This is a genomic window from Terrimonas rubra (genome assembly GCF_042686025.1).
Lineage (GTDB): Bacteria > Bacteroidota > Bacteroidia > Chitinophagales > Chitinophagaceae > Terrimonas > Terrimonas rubra.
This window is the reverse complement of sequence record NZ_JBHUOZ010000003.1, coordinates 1,618,033-1,642,479: the sequence shown is the minus strand read 5'-3', so window position 1 is coordinate 1,642,479 and position 24,447 is coordinate 1,618,033. Positions and strand designations below refer to the sequence as shown.

Sequence of the window (24,447 nt, the reverse complement as noted above, 5' to 3'; positions counted from 1 at the left end):
AAATGTGAATTTAAGGAGCAAAGTTAGGAATTAGACTGAGTATATGGATATTAGTATGTAGTATATAGATATTAGTATGTAGTATATAGATATTAGTGTGTAGTATATAGATATTAGTGTGTAGTATATAGATATTAGTGTGTAGTATATAGATATTAGTGTGTAGTATATAGATGTTAGAATTTAGTATATGGCTAGTGGTATACAGGCTTTCATGAGTATCAGGACTGCGACAGGTTAATGCGGTAGGTATAAAAATCAGTTTCGGGCTCCTGTTTTACAAAACCTATTTGTTCGTACAGGTTTTGTGCGGTAAAATTGTCTACGGCAGTGGAGAGCTCTACAAAAACGGCCTCCTGCTGTGTGGCAAACTGCATAGCCGTTTTAATTAAAGCTTCGCCTATGCCCTGTTTCCGGTAGTCAGCTTTTACATACAGGTCATTTAATATCCAGTTCTTAACAGCCCTGGCCGAGGAGTATTTGGGATATAGTTGTGTAAAACCTACGGGCTTTGTTTTATCCAGCGCTACAAATATGATGGATTCGCCGTTGTCTAACCTGGCCTGGATAAATTTCTTTGCCAGTGCCAGGTCTGATGCTTTTTTGTAAAATACCCGGTATTGATCAAAGAGTTCGATCACCAGGTCACTCTGCGACCGGTCAATTTGAATAATGTTGAATTTCATTATCATTAAGAAAGGATAGCCGCCGCTTTGTTTTTAATTACTTCTTCAATCTTACCTTTAAAAAACGATAACATGAAGGGCAGGTCACCCTGTATGGTCATATCTTTTTCATTTACCTGTATGGTGCCGTCCAGCGAAAAGCCTTTGGCATTAAAACTGAATTTAGCATTATTACCATCCCACTCTTCTGAGAGATCATCAATAAGATGCTTTTGCTCCTCCTGTACCTGTGCCAGTAGGTTTTTTACACGGCTCAATGCTTCTTCCTGTGGTAACTGGTGTGGTACGCTGATATCTAACTGGCTCATCTGTTGCTGTTTTTTGTAAAATTAGTATAATCTGTTGTGGTGCGTTATAATTTACTATCAAGGTCTAACCCGTTTTGCTTTGCTGTTTCTATGGCCAGTTCATAACCCGCATCGGCATGGCGGATAACGCCCATACCCGGATCATTACGCAATACACGGCCCAGGCGTGCTGCGGCTTCGGGCGTACCGTCGGCAACAATCACCATGCCGGCATGTATACTGTAGCCCATGCCTACCCCGCCACCATGGTGTAAACTTACCCAACTGGCGCCACCGGCGGTATTTACCAAAGCATTCAGTAATGGCCAGTCAGCCACGGCATCGCTGCCGTCCAGCATGGCTTCGGTTTCCCGGTTAGGACTGGCCACACTACCTGTATCCAGGTGATCACGTCCTATCACAATAGGCGCTTTTACTTTACCGGTTTTTACCAGTTCATTAAATGCTAATCCAGCTTTTTCCCTTTCGCCCTGGCCCAGCCAGCAAATACGGGCCGGTAAGCCCTGGAAAGCAATTTTTTCGCGGGCCATTTTCATCCACCTCATCAAACCTTTATTTTCCGGGAACATATTCATGATGAGTTCATCGGTCACGGCAATATCGGCCGGGTCACCGCTTAAGGCAGCCCAGCGGAAAGGGCCTTTTCCCTCGCAAAACAGGGGACGGATATAAGCCGGTACAAAACCGGGGAAATCAAAACAGCGGTTCAGCGGGAAAGCCGGTACTGTTTTTCTGACTTCCTGACTTTCCTCAAACTCCCTGGCCCTGGCCCTGATATTATTACCATAATCAAATGTGATAGCGCCTTTATCCATCAGTTGCAACATCAGTTGTACATGCAGGTACATACTCTGGTAACTGAGTTTCATATATGCATCGGGATCATTATTGCGTAAGGCATTGGCTGCTTCGTTGGTCAGGGTATGTGGTACATAACCGATCAGGGGGTCATGTGCACTGGTCTGGTCGGTCAGTGTATCGGGGATAATGTTTTTATCCAGTAAACGTTGCAGCAGGTCTACTGCATTACACAGTACACCAATACTTTTAACGGTGCCGGATTGTTTGTATTGTAAAGCCGCTTTAATAGCAGCATCAATATCGGTGTATTTTTCGTCGAGGTATTTTGTCTCCAGTCTTTTGTCAATGCGCCATTCCTCCACTTCTGCTACCAGGGCTACCCCTTCGTTCATGGTGATGGCCAGCGGCTGGGCGCCGCCCATACCACCCAGGCCGGCGGTAACATTTAAAGTACCTTTTAAAGAGCCACCGAAATGTTTATCGGCTGCGGCTGCATAGGTTTCGTAAGTGCCCTGTACAATGCCCTGGCTGCCGATATAGATCCAGCTGCCGGCGGTCATCTGGCCATACATCATGAGACCTTTTTTCTCCAGCTCTTCAAAATGTTTCCAGTTGGCCCAGTTAGGTACCAGTTGTGAGTTACTGATGAGTACCCGTGGCGCATTGGCATGTGTTTTTAAAATGCCTACGGGTTTACCTGATTGTATGAGTAAGGACTCATCATTCTCCAGTATAGTAAGCCCTTTGATGATCTTATCCAGCGCATCAAAATTACGGGCAGCCTTACCCCTGCCGCCGTACACGATCAGGTCATCGGGGCGTTCAGCCACTTCCGGATCTAAATTGTTTAATAACATCCGCAGGGCGGCTTCCTGTACCCAGCCTTTACAGGTAAGGGTGCTGCCGGTTGGCGTTTTATATTTAACAGGATCGTATTTAGGTTGTGTTGACATAAAAATATTTTTACAGGCATGTATTGCAATCGCCCCGAATATAAAGAAGTTTTTTTAACCGGCGCTGTTTGCGTAAAAGCACTTTGTCGTTTTTATAGTTTACTGCCTTATCTTGCAATACTATGCTGTATTTGCAGTCCATATCATTATTACAGTTTAAAAACTATACCAACCGGAAGTTCAGCTTTACCAAACCGGTAATAGGTATCTGCGGCAATAACGGGCATGGTAAAACCAATTTGCTGGATGCCATCCATTACCTCTGTTTTACCAAAAGTTATTTTACCCGTACCGATGCTAATTGTGTACAGGCCGGGCAGCAGGGCTTCAGGCTGGAAGGTGAGTTTGTGGTACAGCAACAGGTGGAAAAAGCAACCTGTTTACTGCGTGAGACAGGCAAGAAAGAGTTTGCCATTAATGGACAATTATATGATAAGTTTTCACAGCATATCGGCCGTTATCCCTGTGTAATTATTGCACCGGATGATGCGGTACTGATCACCGGTGGCAGTGAAGAGCGGCGCCGGTTTATGGATGCACTGCTGTCGCAGCTGGATGCTACCTACCTGCAACAACTGATCGTTTACAATAAGGTATTGCTGCAACGTAATGCCCTTTTAAAATCCTTTGCCGAAACCGGTCAGAAGAATTTGTCTTTACTGGATATACTGGATGAACAGCTGATAGGCCCCGGTGAATATATTTTTACCGTGCGCAGGGATTTTATGGTCACTTTTTTACCTGCTGTAAAACATACTTACCAGAACATTGCCCAGCAGCCGGAAGATATCCGCCTGATCTATGACAGCCAGTTACACACATCAGGCCTGAAAGAATTATTACAGGCCCAAAGGAACAAGGATATCTATGCGCAACGCACAACAGCCGGCCCGCACCGCGATGACCTGGATATTCAGTTTGGTAACCAGTCCTTTAAATCCATTGCTTCACAGGGGCAAAGGAAAAGTCTGCTGTTTGCCCTGAAACTTACCGAAACAGATGTACTGAAAGAGCAGAAAAAATTTGCGCCTATCTTGTTGCTCGACGATATTTTTGAGAAACTGGATGAATCCAGGATCAGTAATTTACTGCACCATGTTTGCCAATCCGATGAAGGACAGGTTTTTATAACCGATACCAATGCACAGCGCCTGACCCAACAACTGGAGAACCTGGGTATTGAATTTGATATGCTGGAGCTTTGATGACATTTTACCTGTATTAACGATGTGTTACGGTGAGCATTAACCGGAGTATTTGTACCTTTGCAGGGTAAACTTATAATTAATTATTGCAATATGGGCGAGTATTCCTTAGGTGATGCCATACAACAATTCCTGGATAAAAGCCGGATCAGGGGCGATATCCAGGCAATGCAGATCTACGATGTGTGGGAGCATATTATGGGTAAAACTGTTGCCCGGTATACTAAAAAACTGCAGATTTTTGGCAACAAACTAATTATCAGCACCGATGTTGCCCCCCTTAAACATGAACTGCGTTACCAGAAAGATAATATCATTAAACGGGTGAATGAAGCTTTAGGTAAAGCGGTGATCACAGAAATTGTAGTGCAATAGATAGGATGATGAATGACGTTGTTATTGTGGAATTTTAACAATTATTAGCCTTGCAGGCACGGTAATTGAAATATTTATACCAAAATTTTGCGTTATGAAAGTGATTTTACTGGCTATCACCATGAGTTTATCCTTATCGTTACTGGCTGTGAATAAGAATGATAAATCATTTGAAAAGCAGCAAAAAGAACTGGAAAAAGATATTAAATCTGCTTACAAAAAGAAACAGATCACCGAACTGGAGTATAATAAATTATTAAAAGAGCAGGACGTGATCGTTTATACTATTGAAAAGTATAAAATGGACGGCATTCTTACCCCTAAAGAGAAAAACAATATTAACAGCAAACTGTTAAGGGCAAAAAAACGCCTGGCAAAATACAAACGTAATAACGAAGTATATTAAAGCATCACTCGTTATTTACTTTGAATAAAATTTGTTGCTGCACTACCCCTTTATCGGTTATTCCTTCAATGATACAGGCATACACACCCGGCAGGTCATTGGTGTAAAACTCCAGTTTTGCCTCGCCCTTTTCGTTGGTAATGGTCACCGGCTGCCAGAATAAGGTGCTGGATATCTCCGGGTCGGGTGGATTGAATTTAGCGTAATCGGCTTTATAAAACTCTTTGGTATAATAACGTCCTTTGATCTTTATAAAAGTTTCCTGCTCTTTTTTATTCTTATTGTTATTGGCGCAGTGATAAACGATCAATCTGCCACCGGACGAATAAGTCATGCCGTCAATGGCAGGTGAACCATTAGGATGGTTGCGGCAGTTGAGTATATTATTCATGCACACATAATCGTTACAGGTTGTGCTGACATAATCAAAATCAGTTTTCATCGCATTAAATTCATCCTTTTTATCTTTACTGGTTACCACTACATTGGTTAAAGTGGGTATTTTATTGATCTCCCTTTTTTCCTCCTCCGGTAACTGCGCTTTAATTAACAGGTGTTGTAAAAAGTACAGCCGGGAAATCTGCTCTGCCAGCTCTTCTTCCTGTTTGTTCAATATAATGGTATGACTTTCTTTGTTTTTAACGGCGTTGATGAACAGGCTTATTTTATTATCGGCCGAAGTGGCGAGCATTTGAGGCGGCACGATAAAATTACCCGATGAATCTGTCTCAATGATGTCAAAGCCGTCTTTATTGAAAATTCCCACCTGTACAGGTTTTTTTAATTTTTTTTCATACTGCAATACTTTTCCTCCTGCATTCAGTTCCACCGGGGGCAGTTTTGTGAGAACGGGATTTTTTTGGGGATGTAATTCCCTGAAATTTGTCCAGCAACGTGTCAGGAGAAACATTTCCAGTTCTTCTTTATGCTGCAGGTTGGTAAACTGTGATTTGGAGATAATACCGTTTTGTATAAAACCATTCAATGCAGCATAAGGCAGGATATGCTGAAAACTGGTAGTGTCTACTCTTTTATACAAAACCGCGGCAGTGGAAAATACGGCCGGAACCGGGCTATTATCGGGCATAGAGGCCTGCAGGCCAATAGTTACCTTGCTGCGTTTCTTATATTGGGCAGCATCGGCTTTTGCCTGTAAAACCGGAAGCGTGTGATGACCAAAGAACAGGCTTCTTTCGGCCAATGGTTCGCCATCTTTTGTAATTAAGGTAATAAATGCAAGTCCTGCAGGCATATCCGTAACGGGCATTTTAAACTGCACCACATTGTTTTTGAACCGTACAGGAAAATAACTGAAAGCGGTGCGGTAATCGTGTACCAGCACCCAGGCTTCCTCTGGCATTTGTTTATTATAGATGCGCATGGTAAGGGTATCCACGGGTAACGCATGCTGCAATTGCAATACATAACCCTCCGGTTTAATTTCCGGCAGGGAGAAATTCCTTACCTGGTAAGTACTGTCATCAATTACCAATGTATAGGTTTCGGCCTTGTTGGGTTTAAAAGCCGCAACTCCAAGCCCTGCGGCATTGGTTTGCAGCGGGATTACCGTTTGCGAAGAGGATACCAGTTTGCCTTGTAAAGCCACCGGTTTACCGGTAACCGTAAGCGCTTCAAACGCAATCCTGGAAGGCAGGCCATCCACCAGGCTGCCGCCTTCCGGGTACCAGTTAATGATAACCTGGCGGGATAAGGTGCTGATGTCTTTTTTAGTGGTAAATATTTTTTTATCTTCTTTAATGGTCGCATGCCATTCATATTGCGCAGGCTGTGATAACAGGGGAACTTTTATATTGATCTCACCATAATTATTGGTACTGCCCGTGGTTTCATAGATCTTATTACCATTGGCAATGACCTGGTAATTCACCAAAGCCATTTTGGCATCATAGGATTCAGCCGTAGTTATTTTACACGGAACAGTTAAGGTATCAGTAGTGCCGGCCAGGGGTTTATCCAGTTCCACTGTAAAGAGATCTTTACGGGCCGATTTAATACTGATGCGTTGCTGGAAGAAAGTTTTATTGGGTTGGTCCTCTGTGAAAGTATTGGTATAAGCAATAAGGTCATAATCGCCGGCCGGTAATGAATCGGCGAGGAAGATATTACCGGCAGATAAACCGTTTTCCATGACAAACTTATCATAGGCGGCTATTTTTTTGGTGCTGCTGTTACTCAATACCACATGCATGGTATGGTGTCGGGTAATATCCACCGCTGTTTTTAGTAAATAACCGGCGAACCAGATATTTTCATTATTAACGTAGACTGATTTGTCAATGTGTAAATACAATTCATTGGTGCGGAAATACTGTTCGTTATGGGCAAGTTGCCGGGCTATTTTTTCGGGTAATGTCAGCTCCTGTGCCGTAATCCGGGTATAGGCCAGTAAACATACCATGGATACAAAGAAATGTAGCAGTCGGTTCATAATACTAAAAAGCAGATAAAAGAGTATTGCCTGGTAAGTTAAGTTATATCTGCGTAAAAGTATCATGCAGTCCTGGATAAACGGTTGTTATGACATTAAAACCGGTAAACTATCCTTATAACTCTTTCTTTTGGTGAAAGCGGATGGTAGCGCCATAATCCATCTTTCTTTCCAGGCCATAAATAGCCTGTGCTATCCGTTTGTCGCGGGTGGCATCTGTTTTGGCGCTGTCGATCCATTTACTGAAATAGTTTTTATGACTGTTATTGAGCGTATTAAAGAATGCCAGGGCTTCCGGTGCGTCATCCAGGCAATCCATAAAAAAATTATTCAGCTGGTATACCGTTTTATCCTCTTTTAACTGCACCCGTAACAAGGCGCCTACCTTTTTGGCAATACCTTTCCGGAAAGCGGCATTTAAGGGAATAATAAAACTGCCATCACCCATGGGTATCAGCGAAACCATGGCAATGGAAAAATTATCCAGTTTACCTTTTACTTTAAAGCCCTTTTTATTGCCTGGTTTTAATTGCGCGGCAATATCCTGGGGCACTGTAACATAGGTCCAGCCTGTTTTATCGCCATTAGCGCCGAATTTTTTTATCTGCGTGTCAAAAGTCACCATTGTTAGCAAATTGTTACAGATTTCTGATTTTCAAAATTAAAAATTGTTTCTGATGAAAACCAACTATCTTTGCACAGTCAATTTGAGTTTTACAGCCTCGTGTAAGTGAACGATAATTTCTGCTAAGCATTCGTTGTCTTGATAGTAAGTCTTCTTTACCCTGTTTTCTCAAGTATTTTTATTTATTTTAATTTCTCTTGAATGAACATTTATGTTTCAAACCTCAGCTTCGCTGTTATTGACGAAGATTTGAGAAGCTATTTCGCAGAGTATGGTGAAGTAAGTTCTGCTAAAGTGATTACAGACAAATTCACTAACCGTAGTAAAGGTTTTGGTTTTGTTGAAATGCCTGATGACGCTGCTGCTGAAAAAGCTATCGCTGAGTTAGATGGTGCTACCGTTGACGGTCGTACTATTAAGGTTATGGTTGCTCGTCCTAAAGAAGAGCGTCCTGCAAGACCTGCTCATTCCAACAATCGCTGGTAATATTTATTATAGCAAATCATTTGGAAAAAAGGGACTTCAATATTGAGGTCCCTTTTACGTTTACATTATTTAATGCCTTGTTGCGCGGCAATGGTCTCTTTCATTTTTGTCATGAACATCGAATATTCTATCACATAATTTTTTCCCGAAGGGTATTTACCATAGTTACTTAATTCACTCATGCCATCAGATAACAGGTCATAAGCCATTTGCGCCTGTTCCGTATTATAGTAATAGGAGGCAAAAGGACTTTCCGGTTCAAAAGGCACCATCCCTACTCCATGCTGGTAATATTTAAAGGGTAAATGAACCCGCTGACCTACAAAAAAGCTGGTAGACTCGGATACGATCTCGTAATACAGCGAATAGTATTCCAACATGTCCAGCAAACGTTTTGTGATGGCCGTTTTATCCTCACTGGTTACAGGGCGTTGACGCCAGTTATTGCCTTCATCGGTAAACAAAGGTTTATATTTTTTATCAGTGATCCTTTTCAGGTTCCATACAATGCTTACCTGTTCAGCACCTGCATCAATTTTTTCTGACATTTTTAAAATGTCCTTTTCCAGCACAGCCTCTTTACCATAAAATACATTCAAACCTTTGCCGCCGCTGGTAATATGTATTACAGCATCAGGTAACAATTCCCATTCCCCGGGTGTTTTATACAGGCTATCAACCTGGGAAAACCGGCCTTTAGCATCCAACCTTAATACTTTTAAGCCTAATAGGCCTACAACAGAGTCCTGCACCATGGCATAACTCTTTTTCTGGTCACGGGTCAGTTGATTATGATCTGGGTACAAAACCAGCCAGCCACCTTCCAGCTTGGCGTTGCTGAGGCCTTTATCCTCTTTACAGGAAAGCAAAATGGTAAGTGTAAGGCAGAACAGGAGTAGTTTTTTCAAAACGGTGTAATTTAATGGTGGTTGTATGAGCGGATCAATAAGTTTTATTTATTCATTTTATGTTGCAGCCTGCTCTTCGATTTGTTGAACACGTTCCTGCCCTTATCAATACCGCTTCTTAATCTTTTTTGTTCTTCCTCCGGCAGGTGAATGAAATCCTGGCATTCCTGGCTGCAGCAGTTCTCAAATTTTTCTTTGCACTCCTCACATTGTATAAATAACAGGTGACAGGCATCATTTACACAATTGGTATGTGTATCGGCCGGTTTGCCGCATTGGTGACAGTTGGCAATTACCTCGTCGGTAATTCTTTCACCCAGGCGTTGGTCAAACACAAAGTTTTTACCATGAAATTTGTTTTCCAGTCCCTGTTCTTTTACCAGGTTGGTATAATTAATAATTCCCCCTTCCAGGTGAAATACATTTTTAAATCCTTTGTGTAACATATAGGCAGAAGCTTTTTCGCAACGGATGCCGCCTGTACAGTACATGATGATGTTTTTGTCTTTGTTTTCCGCCATCATATCGGCCGCCATGGGTAATTGTTCCCGGAAGGTATCACTGGGTATTTCGATGGCTTTTTCAAAATGACCTACTTCAAACTCGTAATGATTACGCATATCGATCACGATGGTATCGGGATCATTGGTGAGCTCGTTAAACTCCTGTGCGTTCACATATCTGCCTTTGTTGGCCATGTCAAAACCGGGGTCATCAATACCATCGGCCACTATTTTTTCCCGCACTTTGATATCCAGTACATAAAAGGATTTGCCATCATCATTAACGGCTATGTTCAAACGCAGCCCGTTAAGCGCCGGGATAGTATAGAGGTAAGCTTTCAGGGCCTCAAAGTTCTCTGTGGGTACGCTGATCTGCGCATTGATACCCTCTTTTGCCACATAAATGCGACCCATAACCCCCAATTCGTTCAGAGCCCTGTATATTTCGTTACGGAACAGCACAGGCTCCTCAATGGCAAAATACTGGTAAAAGGATATCGTGGTTCGGGGTGTGGGATCATTGGCAATACGATCCTTTAATTCCTGGCGGGAAATACGGTTGTGTAAAGGCATATGTTTGAAATTTGATCCCGCTAAGCGGGAAATTAATAATAATTGGGTAATTGCAGGTTACACCAAATTCCAGGTCATTTTTTGACCGGTGCAAAGGTAGCACAGATTTTAATAAATATGAAGGTGTTTTTTGTCTGCAGATCTTCGCCGACTGGTTTTATCAGCGAAAATCCGCGGTGTATTTTTCTGCGTAAATCAGCGGGAACTTTTGCCCGCAGATGAACGCTGATCGGTCCGCAGACCTTCGCTGATTGGTTTTCTCTGCGAAAATCCGCGGTATATTTTCTCTGCGTAAATCAGCGGGAACTTTTACCCGCAGATGAACGCTGATCGGTCCGCAGATCTTCGGTGATTGGTTTTCTCTGCGAAAATCCGCGGTATATTTTCTCTGCGTAAATCAGCGGGAACTTTTGCCCGCAGATCTTCGGTGATTGGTTTTCTCTGCGAAAATCCGCGGGAAAAAACCGCCGGTCATATTTTATCGCATTCCCTTTATTTCACCGTCCCCGGGCTGTAACTTTATACCTTACTCCGGTAAAATAATAGTATGACCAGGTTGATCATTGTTTTATTATTGTTCACGCAACTTGTGGCCTGTGCACAGGAACAGGTAAAAGATATTTCTGTAAATCCGATGGCGTTTTACAGGATGGATACGGTTGTTGCCGACATGCTGAAGAAAGACCTGGAGGTTTTTTTAGACGATGTAAAGAACAATCCTTTTGCCTCCACGGTGATTGATAAAAATTATATGGAGCAAGACCCTGATGCATTTGTTTTTTTTACAACCGCTGATAACGGCGGCACCTGTGAGCCTGTGCTGATGCATGTAAATGAACTGAATGCTACCGAGTATATGGTAAAACTGGCTTACACCCGGACGGGTGAAGCTGGTACCACGATCAATTGTATTTATAATTTACTGGCCCGCAGACAGGAAAATGGTTTCCGGTTCTTCTCCCCTGCTGTATACCATGCGGCTGCGATGCATACCTATGTGGCAGGGTCGGTTACTTATAAATACAACGGAAATATTAATAAAGAGGCCTGCAAAAAGATGGACGGCATTAACCAGGGTATCGCTGTATTGTTTAACCAGCCGGTAAGGCCGGTAACCTATTACAAATTTGCTAACGCGGTAACCTTATTCAATTTTTTGGGTTTTGAGTATTTACCCAATATGTATTTTGATACCACAGGCGGATTTATTAAACACCAGGCCGGTGAAGTATTGGCGGCCAATAACAGTGAAATATATGAACACGAGTTTGTGCATTTTTATACCCGGGATATAACGAACGGGCCGATCAATCATTATGCGGATGAAGGACTGGCTACCTTAATAGGCGGAAGCGGAGGCATAACCTACGAAGCGGGGCTTAAGCGGGTTTATGAGCGTATCCAAGAAAAAAATATCACTAATATATACGAGGGTTTTGTCGGCGATTTCCAGGTAGATCAGAAAGTATCAGTGAAGTATTTTTTGAGTGCCCTTATCTGTAAACTCATCAGGGACCGTAAAGGCATGGCCGGTTTAACCGATGTTTTAAAGGCTCCCAATACTATAGAAGGTTTTTTAAGCAAGACCAGGGAAACGCTTCAACTGGACGAACAGAATTTTAATGTGCGCATGATGGAGTTGCTGGAGCAGGAAATGCAGCGGTCCCCGGCAAAGCTATTGTAGCTGGTGCGGCTGTTACAGGTTAAATACCTGGCCTTTACGGGCTATTTTAAAACCGGCCTGCGCTACTTTTTTATATTCCTTGCTGGTACTGTCAATTAAAGGATTGGTATGATTGAAATGGATAAAGATTATTTTTTGTTTTTCCGTTTCATTGAGCTGTTTAAACCGGTCCATGCTTTCTATTACAAAAGGATGTGGTATAGTGGAAATATCCCGGTTATTGATCTCCTCCCCGCTATAAAAAGTGGCATCAATAAATGCGTAATCAACGTTTTTGATTTCCTCCTGAATATTCTTTGTCCATTTTTCCCATTTGTCAATATCAGGAATAAAAAACGCTTTTTTATTAGGGCCTTGTATGGTATAACCTACGGTTTCTGAAAATTCATCCCTGTGCGGAACGGTAAAAGCTGTGACAGTTATATTGTTGGTCAGGGGTACCGGTGTTTCGTTTTTTAATGGAGTTAACAGGATGTTCTTTTGTGCAACCAACTGGCTCCAGGGGCCATTGTTTTCCAGGTAGGTTTTCATACCCGGCATAGCATACACCGTAACCTGTTGGGCATTGGCAGCTTCTTTACCCAGGTACATCAGGCCGGTATAATGACCAATATGGGCATGGGTTAAAAATATGCCGTCCGGTATTTCGGTTGCCGTTTGCGGGTTGTACTGTTTTAATTGTTTTACCTGCCGGCTGATATCGGGTGTAGCTTCAAAGAGATAGGTTTTATGCTCTTCATTATCGGAGAGGCCTAATGCTACTACCTGCCGGTTAGGGTCAGGATGTTCAAAAAGACTTTTGCAACAGTTTTTGGTACAGCCTATCTGGGGTGAGCCGGCATCCTGTAGGGTGCCTAAAACCACCAGGGAGACTTTAGGTGTGGCGGTTTTATTTTCGGGTTGGCCAGCCTGTTTGCTTTTACAGGCTGTGGTTAATAAACCAATACATATAGCCAGGTAATAAATTGTTTTTATCTCCATCACCTAAATTATGTATAATACTAATTTCCACCAAAGCGCATTTGCCCGCCAATGATGCCGCCAAAGCCTACACGTACGCCTACGTTATTGCCTAAGCCCGGCTGGTAAGCATTTACCACATCCACCCGTAATAACTTGAATATATTCTCCAGGCCGGCAAAAGCCTCAACGTAATAGTTGGACTGGTTTACATAAAAAGCATTACCGCCAATTACCAGGTTCCATTTAAGCGAGTTGAGTAACGGTATTTTATTGGTCAGTAAGCCGTTCAGGTGGTGTTCAATATGTGCAATGGCATAAAAGCTTTCGGCATTACTGTAACGGTAATAAGGTGCCAGCTGAAAGCTGTTCAGGTATTTGGTATTGTAGAAAGTACGGTTGCCGTTAAAATGTTGCAGATCGGGAATGCCAACCTGTTTGCTGTTTAAAAAGCCACCGATGCCTGCTTTGTATTTAAACTCCCCGCCCAGTTTAAAGTTTTTTGTATGGGTAACCGATAAAGCCCATTTGTCATAATCAACATCGCTGCCAAATACTCCCTTGATGCCTTTGGTATAGGCAAGATCAAATACAGGTTTACGGGAGCCTAATGACCTTTTATACCTGGGGTATTGAATATACTTTTGTCCCGGCTGCCACCTGATGGTAAAGCCGGCTACCAGCGCCTGGTGCTGCTCAAAAGGTATAGCGGCCAATTCATAAGGGTGGTTGGGTAACAGGTTGTCCTCCTTATTAAAAATGGAAAAGTCGGTGCTGTTCTCTACCGGTAAACGGTTCTCATATGTACCATGGATGGTATAACTGAACCCGTTCTCGGTATTATGTTCCCAGCTTACACTGCCAAACCAGTTTTCATAGAGCTTCATGTAGTTACGTTTCAGCAACAAGGTGTAAAAAGCATTGGTCCATTTATCAATGGGATTATCGGCGTTGAATTGTACCAGTCTTTTACCGCCCGATATTTTTAATTGTTGCTGGTTAAAGGATTCTTTTCTCCGGTTATGCAGGGTAAGGGTACCAAAGGAGTTGAGGTGACCGTTCATAAAGCCATACCGGGTAAACCAATCTAAGGTATAGCCAATCTTAGATTTCCGGGGCATCATACTGATCTGCTGGTTCACATTCAGCGAAATACCTTCCACGCTGTTATATTGTAGTTGCGGTAATAACGGCTTTATATTGTACCGTACCGTATTGTTTTTAGCATACCAGCTATAACTGGCGCCGCCCGATTTCCATAATAGATTTTTTAGACCTATGGTATTTTGCAGGCTTCGCAGGGAGTCGCGGTAGGCTTTGCTGTAAAGCGAATCCCTTGATACGCGGGCCACACTGTCTTTAAAAATATAATCCCTTACCTCGTCCGGGTCAAGCGGTACGGGTCGTACTTCATTCCAGTAGTTGGTATCTCTTTTATTGGAAGCTGTATCATAACGCATCAGTACATTACCGAAGTGTTTTTTAGCAAAGCCGGGGTTGATATTATAATCGGAGTACACATTCACAAAATTGCCTGCTACATCAATACCAAATTTTTTAAAGGTAATATAGGTTACCTGGCTCTGTGTTTTCCATACATCGGCCTGCACAACGGATGATAACTGGCTGATACGTAAAGAGTCGGCCAGTTCCAGTTGATAATTGCTGGTAGTCACCAGGTCAAGACTGTGGATGGCCCATTCATCTTCCACGATATGGATGGTGCCGGAGAATACCGGTTCGTTCTTACGTTTGGGAATTACTTTGATGGTATTGATGGTTTTACCATCCTCTACAAAAAAGCCTTCGTATTTGAATTTGTAAAAATTAAAGGCACCGTCCGCAATGGGCGATACAAACCCTCGTGGATTGATATTATTGTCGAATACCGCAACATTATTCTGGTAAAAGTTAATAAAGAAAGGAAAGCTCAGCCCAAAGCCATCCCCACCGCTTTGTCTGGTGGAGATAACATCCAGCTTGATCTTATCAGGTTTGGCAAAGGCTACCTTGGTAAGGGATTCTGATAAAAATAAGATACCCTTGCCGGTTGAATCGAGCCCGTCATTATCCGCCCGTTCAATTTTTTGACCAAATACTTTTTTAGGCAGTTTACGGGAACGCATAATGCCTTTGATATAAACATTCACTTCAAAAGAATCGACCTGGTTATTGTAGTAGGAGCGTTTTTTAATGGCATTGCGGATAATTTCATAAGCCGGGTCCTCCCCTTTCTGGATCACCACTTCGTCCATGGTGAGGCCCTGCTGAGTGAGTACAAAATCCAGGGTTTTATTTTCGTTGGTTACCGTGATCTGTTTTTCTACCTTGGTATAGCCCACAAACTGGCATACCAGTGTATAACTGCCATTGTTGAGGTTAAGGCTGTATTCGCCCGCATTATTGGCGTTCACTCCCCTGGTGGTACCCTTAATGGTAATAGAGGCAAATGGTAATGCATTACCGTCAATATCGGTTACTTTACCGCTGATACGGTTAGCAAATGCGGCGAGGCTGGTAGTAAAAAAGCAGAGAATAAAGAGTAGATGTTTCGTCATTACAGGCAAAATAAAACTTAAAATAACAAAAACCGGAAAAAGGATTTGTTAATATGATAAGCGTTGAACGTTGCAGGTGGCAATATGTTACATGGCCTGCTTATTTTTCCTTTAAAATGACGATCACCTTGCTGGTTGCCAAACACACGGATGGGGTATTTGGTCCGATAGCGAATAGCGTTGATGCAGTACAGCTTCAATATTATATACAACCTATTTCGTAACAGGCTTACTGCGTAAGAAGCTACCGCTCATGGCGGCAAAACCTGCCACCAGGGCTGCAATGAAAGCTGTGATGATCATTAACAGTACGGCATTGTTACCAATACCTAAAAGTTGTGCAATTTTACCGGCAAGTATATTGTCATTAGCGCTGCTCTGCCACCAGGCCAGCACCAGCCATAATAAAAATAAGGAAGTAAAACCAGCCAGGAAGGAACGGCCGGCCCTTTGGTGTACCAGCAGGCCTACAACAAAAGCGGCGATGGCAAAGCCCCACCAGGGTAAATACAGGCCTGCAATAAAGGCTAATAATATAGTGAGTATGGTGGCGATGATAAATTTCATATCTGTAACTTGAAATTGAATGAATAGTTGTTGTGCTTACAAAAGGGCTTATTTACTGAAGTTCATGGTCCATTTTACTTTTTTATCGCCGGCTTCCGCCGCTTTCATTACCCATAAAGTATAGTATTCGCCTTTAGCCCAGGTATCGATAAAGTTATCGTAGAACCTGCTGCCGGGATTACCACTTTGTCCGCCCGGGTATACGCCATAGGCTTCGGTCTGGGCGCCCATTTGGGCCACCATACGCCAGCTTGGCCCGTGACTGTGTTTAATAGCATTGATGATATTATTGGCGCCGCCTACTTTTAATCCTGTCCTCGCAAACGGCATTAAAGCCGTGCGTAGTAAATGGTATACCGTTGGGTTTTTAAAGGCCGCCCACTCCAGCTTACCTTCTTTATCTTTTACACTTAAATTATCGGCAGCTTTGTTCAATGAACTTACCAGGATATCGGCCAGGGTCTCTTTCTCAGGCGTATTGATATTGTCGATATAGGAAAGCGCAGTAGAATCACGTATCAATAATTCAATAGTCGTTTGTTCATCGGGCACCGGGGCTGCTACTTTTATCTGGTCCAGTTCATCATACCATAAAGCTACTTTTAAGCTATCGAACCAGGTCTGGTAAATGGTCTGACCTTTAGAAGTGGCTGTGGCAAAATAATCCCAGCCCTTTAATTCGTCCAGGTATTTTTTGGCGGAGGCGTTCAGCCTCGATTCATCCACGTATTTTAAAAATAAAGGAACAATATCCTGTGCCGTTACATTGAAGTAGTTGTTTTGCAGGGCCATCATATCCTGTGGGGTGATCCCGCTCATGGTATTTAAATAGTGTTCAATGGCAATACCACGGGGAGTCATATACGAGCCGGGAATAAAATAAGGATAGGTCCCATCTACCGGGCGCTGGTTGGCGCTTTCCAAAAAGCCTCTGGCGGGGTTTAAAGCATGCGGACTTTCATTTTTGGGAATAAAGCCCTGCCATTCAAAACTGCTGTCGGTTCCGGGCATGGTATACAGGCCCTGGCCTTCCCAGCGTGCAGGGAACAGTCCCTGCTGCCAGATGGCAATATCCCCGGTTTTGGACGCAAAAACAAAGTTCTGTGCCGGGCATATCATATTGGAAATGGCCAGTACATACTGGTTATAATTTTCCGCATGGTTTAACTGGTGAAAAGCTTTACCATCGTTACCGGGTTCATAACCTACCCAGCGCACGGCCAGGTTTCTGTCGTTGGTCAACCCGTTTGTATAACTCTTGTCAAACATTACCGGGCCATAATGCGTGTATATCACCGTATCGTACACACTGGGTTTCCCCTTTACTTTTATTTCTTCAATTACCTGCCGCGTTGGTTTCCATTCGCCATTGTACAGGTATTCTTTTTTCTGGCCATCCTTAAAAGTGATCTCGTAAAAATCTTTTACATCTCTTTGTGCATTGGTTACGCCCCAGGCAATGCTGTCGTTAAAACCAATAATAATAAAGGGACTACCCGGTAAGGTAACACCATATACATTGTGTTGGGGTGTGCTTAATTGCATTTCGTACCAGATAGAGGGCAGCGATAATTCCAGGTGCGGATCATTAGCTAAAATGGGTGCACCGCTCTGGGTTTTGCTGCCGGCTACTACCCAGTTATTACTGCCGTTATCAATATCGGGTTTAAAGTGCTCATTGGCGGCGATCGTTTGTTGGGCTTTAAAGTAAACCGAATCGGCCACTGCCGGTTTAACCGGTACAATGCCGGGTTTATCAAATGCTGTTCCCTTGGGTACAATGGGTAATAAGGAGTCATGTACTTCCGGGTATAAGGCCTTCATTTGTGCATCGGTAAAAATATTGCGGGCATTGGTAGCGGCCAGGTCACTTTCGGTTCCCCAGGCCAGCATCTTGGCCATCATTTTTAATAATAAGGCAGTACGGAGATTGGTCCAGGGCTCCGGTTTAAAATTCAGGATCTTGTATTCAACCGGTATTTCACTTTCTTTTAAGGAGTTGATATAGGCATTGATACCTTTTGTATAAGCGCTGTAGTAGGCTTTGGCTTCGGGCTCTTTTTCCATTTCCAGCAAGGCATTTTCTGCGGCATGGCGCATACCGCCGCGGCGGCTTTCCCTGTCCATGGGAATGGCTTTTTCGCCCGCTATTTCACTGGCCCGCCCTTCGGCTACCTTGGTTTGCAGGTCCATCTGGAACAACCTGAATTTGGCATGCAGGTAACCCTGTACAAAATACAGGTCCTCTTCTTCCGAGGCAAATACGTGTGGCACCAGCCTGTCATCAAAGTATACATCCACCTTGCCTTTCAGATCGGGGAATTTTAAATTGGCGGAAAAATTATGATTAACATCTTCGGCATTTTGCCAGAACCCGTGTTGCGGGCTTAAAAACTTGCCTAATGGCATCGGTACTTTCTCTCCCCAGGGCTTATTGAGGGCCCAAACCAAACCCACTGTTACAATCGTAGATACTATAAACGGTACAATACGCATAAAATTCGCTTATTATAGCGTGAAAATAATCAAACTAAGCTGATTCGTTGCTATTTTTTGCACGAAGTTGTCAAGGAGTTATTAAGGATTGGGGCAAGGAGTATACAGTATAAAGTACATAATATTCAGACAGGGAGTTTCGGTGCAGGAGCCGGGTTTTTTAATGAAGAATTATGAGTTATGAATTAAGAATTATGAATTTGAGTCTTTAGTATTAAAAACCTCCGGCATCATGGCTGTATTTTATATTCGGAGGCTTAATTCATCATTTATCATTAATAATTCATCATTCCTAAATCTTAAATCACAAATCCTACATCTTAAATCCAAAATCCGGCTTCTTCCAACTATATTTGCTAGACTTAAATTGTAAACTTTTTAAAAAATTTCTCATGAAAGTAACGGTTGTAGGTGCGGGCGCAGTAGGAGCTACTTGTGCTGATAATATTGCCAGGAAAGAACTTGCCAGCGAATTAGTTTTATTGGATATTAAAGAAGGGATAGCCGAAGGTAAAGCGCAGGATATGATGCAGACCGCTACCCTCCTTGGTTTTGATACAAAGATCGTTGGATCGACCAATGATTATACCAAAACCGCAGGAAGTGATGTGGTGGTAATTACTTCGGGCTTACCCCGTAAACCGGGTATGACCCGCGAAGAGCTGATCGGCGTAAATGCGGGTATTGTAAGAACAGTAGCCGAAAATATTTTACAGCATTCTCCCAATGCCATCATTATTGTGATCAGTAACCCGATGGATACCATGACCTACCTGGCTTTACAAAGCACGGGTTTACCCAAAAACCGTATTATTGGTATGGGTGGTACACTGGACAGCAGCCGTTTTAAATACCAGCTGAGCCAGCACCTGGGTTGCAGCCCCAGCGATCTGAATGCCGTGGTAGTAGGCGGACATGGCGATACGACCATGATACCTTTGATTAGATTAGCTACCTGGAACTCGGTACCGGTTACCAATTTCCTGAGTGAAGAACAACAAAAACAAATTGTTGCTGATACTATGGTAGGTGGTGCTACTTTAACCAAACTGATCGGCACTTCGGCCTGGTATGCACCGGGAGCAGCGGGGGCCGCTTTAGTGGAAAGCATTTTGCGTGACGAGAAGAAATTATTTACCTGCTGTGTAGCGCTGGATGGCGAATACGGACAAAAAGATATTTGCCTGGGTGTACCGGTGATTATTGGTAAAAACGGCTGGGAAAAAATTCTTGATTTTGGCCTGAACGAAGCTGAGCAGGCGGAGTTCAACAAAAGCGCCGATGCGGTGAGGAGTATGAATGAAGTATTAAAAACTTTATAATAACTTAATCAGAAAAGGCCTTGGATTTCCAGGGCCTTTTTTTTATTTTACTGTTGTTTCATTCGTTTTTTAAACCTTTTGTATGCTTAAAAACTGCTTTATTGTTCTTGCTATTCTTGTCTGCACCAATAGTATTGCACAAAATATTTTAAAGCCGGGATTTAACCCTAAGGAATATGCCGATCTTCTCTCGCTTACTTTTTATAAAAGCAGCATTCCCGATTCGGTAGAACGCTTAACCGCAACAGACCCTTATAAACTGGTGTACCGTTCCCCTGAAGTGGGTTTGTTAAATGTATGGACACTCTACCTGCGTAATGATAATGTGGGTGTAATTGACCTGCGTGGTACCGTGAGTAAAGCAGCCAGCTGGATGGAGAATTTTTACGCCGCATCCATACCGGCCACCGGTAGTTTACAACTGAACGACAGTACCGTATTCAATTACCAGTTTGCCAGCAACCCCAATGCGCAGGTGCATGTGGGCTGGGCCTTTGGCATCGGTTTCCTGGGGCCTGATGTGGTGGCCAAGATCAATGAATATTATAAGACGAAGGGCGTAAAAGAATATTTTATTTCCGGTCATAGCCAGGGCGGTGCGCTGTCCAACTTAATGCGCTCTTATCTGGCGTATGAAATAAAAAAAGGCAACCTGCCCAAAGACCTGGTATTTAAAACCTATTCCAGTGCCGCACCCAAAGTAGGTAATATGTATTATGCCTACGATTTTGATTTTCTTACCCGTGGGGATTGGGCTTTTACTATTGTAAATGCTGCCGACTGGGTACCGGAATCGCCTTTCAGCGTGCAAACCCTTAATGATTTTAATTACTCCAACCCCTTCCCTGGTTTGAAACAGACCATTAAAAAACAAAAGTTATTACCACGCCTGGTATTGGGAAGTATGTACCGCAAGATGGACCGCTCTACCAAAAAAGCGCAGGCGCGTATGGAAAAATACCTGGGCAAACGGTTATATAAAATGGTGAAGAAAGAACATCCGCAGTATAAACAACCTGCTTATGCCGGGGGCAATAACTATATGCGTTCGGGTGTACCCATTATTTTAATGCCCAGCGAAGCGTATATGAAAAAATTCCCCGACAGCCGGGAAACACCCTTTGTACATCACATGTTTACATCCTATTCGTTTTTGCTGAACGAGATCTATTTCTCCAATAAATAACACCAGCGGAACAGCTTGCCTTCAAAATCAAAAGGCGTGGTGGCCCTGGTAATATTTTTTATGGACTTGCTTTGTATATTGGCTTCATCCAGCTGAAAAGTACGGGCATTGGTACTGAAATATAATTTACCGCCGGGCGCCAGGCTTTTCAGCGTATCATTCAGCAGGCTTACATGGTCACGCTGTATATCCAGTATATCCAGCATGCGTTTACTGTTACTGAAAGTGGGCGGGTCCATCACAATGATATCAAAATAATTTTCAGGCAGTGTTTTTACATATTGTAATACATCGGCCTGAACAAAACTATTGCCACCTGTAAAAGGTTCAGCGGCAATGCTAAAGTTGTTGGCCGTAAAATTGCGTTGCGCCCATTGCAGGTAGGTGTTTGACATATCTACGGTAACCACTTCACTGGCCCCGCCAGCCGCCGCATACACCGAAAACGATCCGGTGTAGGCAAACAGGTTCAATACTTTTTTACCTGCGCTTTGTTCACGCACCAGTTGGCGGGTAGTGCGGTGATCCAGGAACAGGCCGGTATCCAGGTAATCGCTGAGGTTGATATTAAAGTGGAGACCGTTTTCCTGTACAATAAATTCGTTCTGTTGTTTATCAATACGCTGGTACTGCCCCAGCCTGCCGGGTTTGCGCTGGCGCAGTTTTAAAAATATGTTTTCTTTGGCAACGCCCAGTACGGATTGTAATACTTCGATACTCTGTTCCATCCAGGCATCATGGGCGGCATCGTCCATACCATGGTTACGTTTATACTCGGCCACATACAGGTTTTCACCATACCATTCAATACAAAAGGGAAATTCGGGCAGGTCATGGTCGTACAGGCGGTAACAGCTTATACCCAGCCTTTTGGCCTGTTTATGCCTGTGTTTAAATACTTTAGCCAGCCTGTTACCGAACATTTCAAATTTCATGTGCACCATTTTAAACCGGCTGCGAAAATCGGCATTCTGCACGAGATAAACCAGTGATAAAATTTACAGGCAAATATTATTTGTATAAAAAATTTAGTTTATTTTTGCTAAATAATTTATCATTTTTGGTTTGAATGATGAATGATAAATTATGAATGATGAAAGGGTTTCTGGTAGCCAATTACCTGTTGTCCATTGTCAACTGTCAATTGTCCATTAGTTTTAAAAATGCGTTTTTCCATTGTAGATATCGAAACAACGGGTGCACATGCAGCAGCAGGTGGCATTACCGAGATATGCATTTATGTACTGGAGAACGGGCAGGTGATAGAGACTTTTGAAACCCTAATCAATCCCCACAAATATATACCGCCCTATATTTCGGCCATGACAGGTATCACCAACGAAATGGTGGAAGATGCACCTTCGTTTAAGGATGTGGCCGAAAAGATCTATTCCATGTTAGAAGGCAATGTGTTTGTAGCCCATAATGTGAATTTTGATTATTCATTTGTCAAATACCAGCTGGAAGTATGTCAATATGATTTGCGGGTAAATAAGTTGTGTACGGTAAGGTTGAGCCGCAAGATTTTCCCCGGCCTGCGTTCTTATAGTTTAGGTAACCTGTGCCGTTCGCTGGATATACCGTTGAACAACCGTCACCGTGCCGGTGGTGATACGGCTGCTACGGCTATTTTGTTCCAGCGTTTACTGGCCAATGATGAAGAGCAGCTGATTATAAAAAGCCTGAAACGCAATTCCAAAGAACAGGTATTGCCGCCAAATGTTCCAAAAGAACATTTTATGAACCTGCCCTATTGCCCCGGCGTATATTATTTTCACAATGAAAAAGGGAAAGTAATTTATACCGGTAAGGCCAAGAATATACGTTACCGGGTAAATAGTCATTTCAGTAATAACAGCCCAAGCAAACAAAAGCAGAATTTTTTGATCCATACCCATGCCATAAGTTACGAGCCCTGGGGTACCGAGCTAATGGCGGCTATTTTTGAATCGGTGGAGATAAAAAGATTATGGCCCGTTTTTAATTCGTCCCAAAAAAGTCCCGAAGCACAATATGGTTTTTTTATGTACACCGATCAGAACGGGTACAGCCGTATTGCAATTGAAAAAGTGCGTAAAAGCATGCAGCCTCTCTACCGTTTCCAATACGTGGTGGAGGGGCATAATATCCTGCGCAGCCTGATGAGGGATTTTAACCTCTGTCCCAAACTATGTTTCATACAGGTAAGCCATGATGCCTGTGAAGGCATGGAACAACATTACTGCAACGGCGCCTGTGAACAGCAGGAGGAGCCGGGGATTTATAATCAACGGGTGGAAGCCGCACTGGCCTCTTTAAAAACTGATAAAACCTTTGTGATACTGGATAAGGGTTTACAGGGTAATGATCAGTCCTGCATACTCGTATACCAGGGCGAGTTTTATGGTATGGGTTATATCCAGGCCGATGATGCGGTGTATGATGTGGAAGACCTCAAAGACCGCCTGACCCGGTATAAGGATAACATGGTCATCCGCCAGCTCATCAATAGTTATGTAGAAAAAAATCCCCGTAAGATGAAGCTGTTACAGCCTGCTTCAGTTAACGATTTTCAATAACCGGTTACGGTTACAATTTTTGTTTTACCAGTTTGGCCAGCAGTACTATTTGTCCCAGGTGGTAGGCATCGTGTTGCAGTATACCCTGTATATGTTCGTAATAATTCATCTGGTTATTGGGGTATATCTTTTCAAGATCAGCTTTGGGGTAGGTTTGCAGTAATTGCTGCCAGTTTTCCTGTGAGGTAGCCAATTGTGCTAAGGTTTTTTTCCAGGCGGCTGCAGAGGTATTGTTTACCGGTTTAAAATAATTATGGTCTGGTGTGCTGATCACTTTGCCTTGTATTCTCTGCAATACATTCTCCCGCCAGCTGATAAGGTGGTTTACAATCTCCCAGATGGTATTCAGTTGTGGCACTACCCTGTCGGCTGCCTGTGCAGCGGATAAGGGCGATAAAGTATCGTACAGGTTTACATCAATCCAGGGACTGCCGTTATACAGTTTTTCAAACAGCGAAGTCATGCGCAGGGTTTCTTTCATAGCACAGTTTTGTTCCCTAAAGTTACTATAAAAAGATAGGTTGCCGCTGCTATAAAGGTATTAATCAATGGCTGCAAAATGTTCCACCACCGGGAAGGGATCGTAATAATGGTGCAGCAGTTTTTTCCATTCCAGGTAGGCGGCCGATTGCCTGAAACCTACGGTATGGTCTTCCAGTGTTTCCCATTCTACCAGTAAAATATATTTATTGGGTTGCTCCAGGCATTTACGAATACTGTGCCTGATATAACCTTTAATGCTGCTGATATACACACCGGCTTTTGCAAAATCCTGCTCAAAAGCGGCTTCCTTACCGGGTATTACTTCCAATAAATCTACTTCTAAAATCATCGTTAC

Annotated in this window: 22 protein-coding genes; 8 read left to right on the top strand and 14 right to left on the bottom strand. The window is 43.1% G+C overall.

Annotated features, from left to right (window positions below):
- Positions 1–221 precede the first annotated feature (221 nt).
- Genes ACFS6H_RS16100 through hutU form a run of 3 tightly spaced genes read right to left on the bottom strand, consistent with a single transcriptional unit; the run spans position 222 to position 2,748 of the window.
- Positions 222–686, bottom strand: a complete 465-nt coding sequence (locus tag ACFS6H_RS16100) for a GNAT family N-acetyltransferase (RefSeq protein WP_386101180.1) — start codon at positions 684–686, stop codon at positions 222–224.
- Positions 687–691: 5 nt separating this feature from the next.
- Positions 692–994: a polyhydroxyalkanoic acid system family protein gene (locus ACFS6H_RS16095; RefSeq protein ID WP_386101177.1), complete on the bottom strand. Its 303-nt coding sequence runs from the start codon at positions 992–994 to the stop codon at positions 692–694.
- A gap of 44 nt (positions 995–1,038) precedes the next feature.
- Positions 1,039–2,748, bottom strand: coding sequence for a urocanate hydratase (gene hutU, locus ACFS6H_RS16090; RefSeq protein ID WP_386101174.1), 1,710 nt, complete (start codon positions 2,746–2,748; stop codon positions 1,039–1,041).
- 122 nt (positions 2,749–2,870) lie between these two features.
- Here hutU and recF point away from each other — a divergent pair, with 122 nt between their 5' ends.
- From recF to ACFS6H_RS16075, 3 genes are all read left to right on the top strand, one after another.
- Positions 2,871–3,953, top strand: a complete 1,083-nt coding sequence (gene recF, locus ACFS6H_RS16085; RefSeq protein WP_386101171.1) for a DNA replication/repair protein RecF — start codon at positions 2,871–2,873, stop codon at positions 3,951–3,953.
- 93 nt (positions 3,954–4,046) lie between these two features.
- A complete protein-coding gene (locus ACFS6H_RS16080; protein WP_386101168.1) occupies positions 4,047–4,328 on the top strand; it encodes a DUF721 domain-containing protein in 282 nt (93 codons plus the stop codon).
- Between the two features lie 94 nt (positions 4,329–4,422).
- Positions 4,423–4,734: a hypothetical protein gene (locus ACFS6H_RS16075; protein ID WP_386101165.1), complete on the top strand. Its 312-nt coding sequence runs from the start codon at positions 4,423–4,425 to the stop codon at positions 4,732–4,734.
- Positions 4,735–4,738: 4 nt separating this feature from the next.
- Here ACFS6H_RS16075 and ACFS6H_RS16070 read toward each other — a convergent pair whose 3' ends face one another.
- Entirely contained in the window at positions 4,739–7,183 is a 2,445-nt protein-coding gene (locus tag ACFS6H_RS16070; RefSeq protein ID WP_386101162.1) for a hypothetical protein, read from the bottom strand.
- Between the two features lie 115 nt (positions 7,184–7,298).
- Complete coding sequence (locus ACFS6H_RS16065) at positions 7,299–7,808, bottom strand: YdeI/OmpD-associated family protein (RefSeq protein ID WP_386101160.1); 510 nt, start codon at positions 7,806–7,808, stop codon at positions 7,299–7,301.
- 201 nt (positions 7,809–8,009) lie between these two features.
- On the opposite strand from ACFS6H_RS16065, the gene ACFS6H_RS16060 reads away from it, so the two are divergent.
- A complete protein-coding gene (locus ACFS6H_RS16060) occupies positions 8,010–8,294 on the top strand; it encodes an RNA recognition motif domain-containing protein (RefSeq protein ID WP_386101157.1) in 285 nt (94 codons plus the stop codon).
- Between the two features lie 65 nt (positions 8,295–8,359).
- Here the strand turns inward: ACFS6H_RS16060 and ACFS6H_RS16055 are convergent, their stop codons facing one another.
- Both ACFS6H_RS16055 and trhO read right to left on the bottom strand, forming a co-directional pair.
- A complete protein-coding gene (locus ACFS6H_RS16055) occupies positions 8,360–9,202 on the bottom strand; it encodes a hypothetical protein (protein ID WP_386101154.1) in 843 nt (280 codons plus the stop codon).
- Positions 9,203–9,246: 44 nt separating this feature from the next.
- A complete protein-coding gene (gene trhO / locus ACFS6H_RS16050; protein ID WP_386101151.1) occupies positions 9,247–10,278 on the bottom strand; it encodes an oxygen-dependent tRNA uridine(34) hydroxylase TrhO in 1,032 nt (343 codons plus the stop codon).
- A 547-nt stretch (positions 10,279–10,825) separates the two neighbouring features.
- Here trhO and ACFS6H_RS16045 point away from each other — a divergent pair.
- A complete protein-coding gene (locus ACFS6H_RS16045; protein WP_386101148.1) occupies positions 10,826–11,962 on the top strand; it encodes a hypothetical protein in 1,137 nt (378 codons plus the stop codon).
- A gap of 12 nt (positions 11,963–11,974) precedes the next feature.
- Here the strand turns inward: ACFS6H_RS16045 and ACFS6H_RS16040 are convergent, their stop codons facing one another.
- The 4 genes from ACFS6H_RS16040 to ACFS6H_RS16025 form a co-directional block, all read right to left on the bottom strand.
- A complete protein-coding gene (locus ACFS6H_RS16040) occupies positions 11,975–12,943 on the bottom strand; it encodes an MBL fold metallo-hydrolase (protein WP_386101145.1) in 969 nt (322 codons plus the stop codon).
- A gap of 20 nt (positions 12,944–12,963) precedes the next feature.
- On the bottom strand, positions 12,964–15,480 hold the full coding sequence (locus tag ACFS6H_RS16035) for a DUF5686 and carboxypeptidase regulatory-like domain-containing protein (protein WP_386101142.1): 2,517 nt from the start codon (positions 15,478–15,480) through the stop codon (positions 12,964–12,966).
- A 213-nt stretch (positions 15,481–15,693) separates the two neighbouring features.
- A complete protein-coding gene (locus ACFS6H_RS16030; RefSeq protein ID WP_386101139.1) occupies positions 15,694–16,047 on the bottom strand; it encodes a hypothetical protein in 354 nt (117 codons plus the stop codon).
- Positions 16,048–16,095: 48 nt separating this feature from the next.
- A complete protein-coding gene (locus ACFS6H_RS16025) occupies positions 16,096–18,543 on the bottom strand; it encodes a penicillin acylase family protein (RefSeq protein ID WP_386101136.1) in 2,448 nt (815 codons plus the stop codon).
- 392 nt (positions 18,544–18,935) lie between these two features.
- Between ACFS6H_RS16025 and mdh the strand changes: the two genes are divergently transcribed.
- Positions 18,936–19,865, top strand: coding sequence for a malate dehydrogenase (gene mdh / locus ACFS6H_RS16020; RefSeq protein ID WP_386101133.1), 930 nt, complete (start codon positions 18,936–18,938; stop codon positions 19,863–19,865).
- 82 nt (positions 19,866–19,947) lie between these two features.
- The gene (locus ACFS6H_RS16015; RefSeq protein ID WP_386101130.1) at positions 19,948–21,051 is read left to right on the top strand and encodes a lipase family protein; all 1,104 of its coding nucleotides are present in this window, start codon (positions 19,948–19,950) and stop codon (positions 21,049–21,051) included.
- On the opposite strand, the gene ACFS6H_RS16010 is transcribed toward ACFS6H_RS16015, so the two are convergent.
- Positions 21,033–21,986 carry a class I SAM-dependent methyltransferase gene (locus tag ACFS6H_RS16010; RefSeq protein WP_386101127.1) on the bottom strand — a complete coding sequence of 318 codons (954 nt, stop codon included), beginning with the start codon at positions 21,984–21,986 and terminating at the stop codon, positions 21,033–21,035. The two genes, ACFS6H_RS16015 and ACFS6H_RS16010, sit on opposite strands and share 19 nt — an antisense overlap.
- 228 nt (positions 21,987–22,214) lie before the next feature.
- Between ACFS6H_RS16010 and ACFS6H_RS16005 the strand changes: the two genes are divergently transcribed.
- Complete coding sequence (locus tag ACFS6H_RS16005) at positions 22,215–23,609, top strand: exonuclease domain-containing protein (RefSeq protein ID WP_386101124.1); 1,395 nt, start codon at positions 22,215–22,217, stop codon at positions 23,607–23,609.
- A gap of 10 nt (positions 23,610–23,619) precedes the next feature.
- Here ACFS6H_RS16005 and ACFS6H_RS16000 read toward each other — a convergent pair whose 3' ends face one another.
- Positions 23,620–24,090, bottom strand: coding sequence for a DinB family protein (locus tag ACFS6H_RS16000; protein ID WP_386101121.1), 471 nt, complete (start codon positions 24,088–24,090; stop codon positions 23,620–23,622).
- 60 nt (positions 24,091–24,150) lie between these two features.
- Complete coding sequence (locus ACFS6H_RS15995; protein WP_386101118.1) at positions 24,151–24,441, bottom strand: antibiotic biosynthesis monooxygenase family protein; 291 nt, start codon at positions 24,439–24,441, stop codon at positions 24,151–24,153.
- Positions 24,442–24,447: the final 6 nt, after the last annotated feature.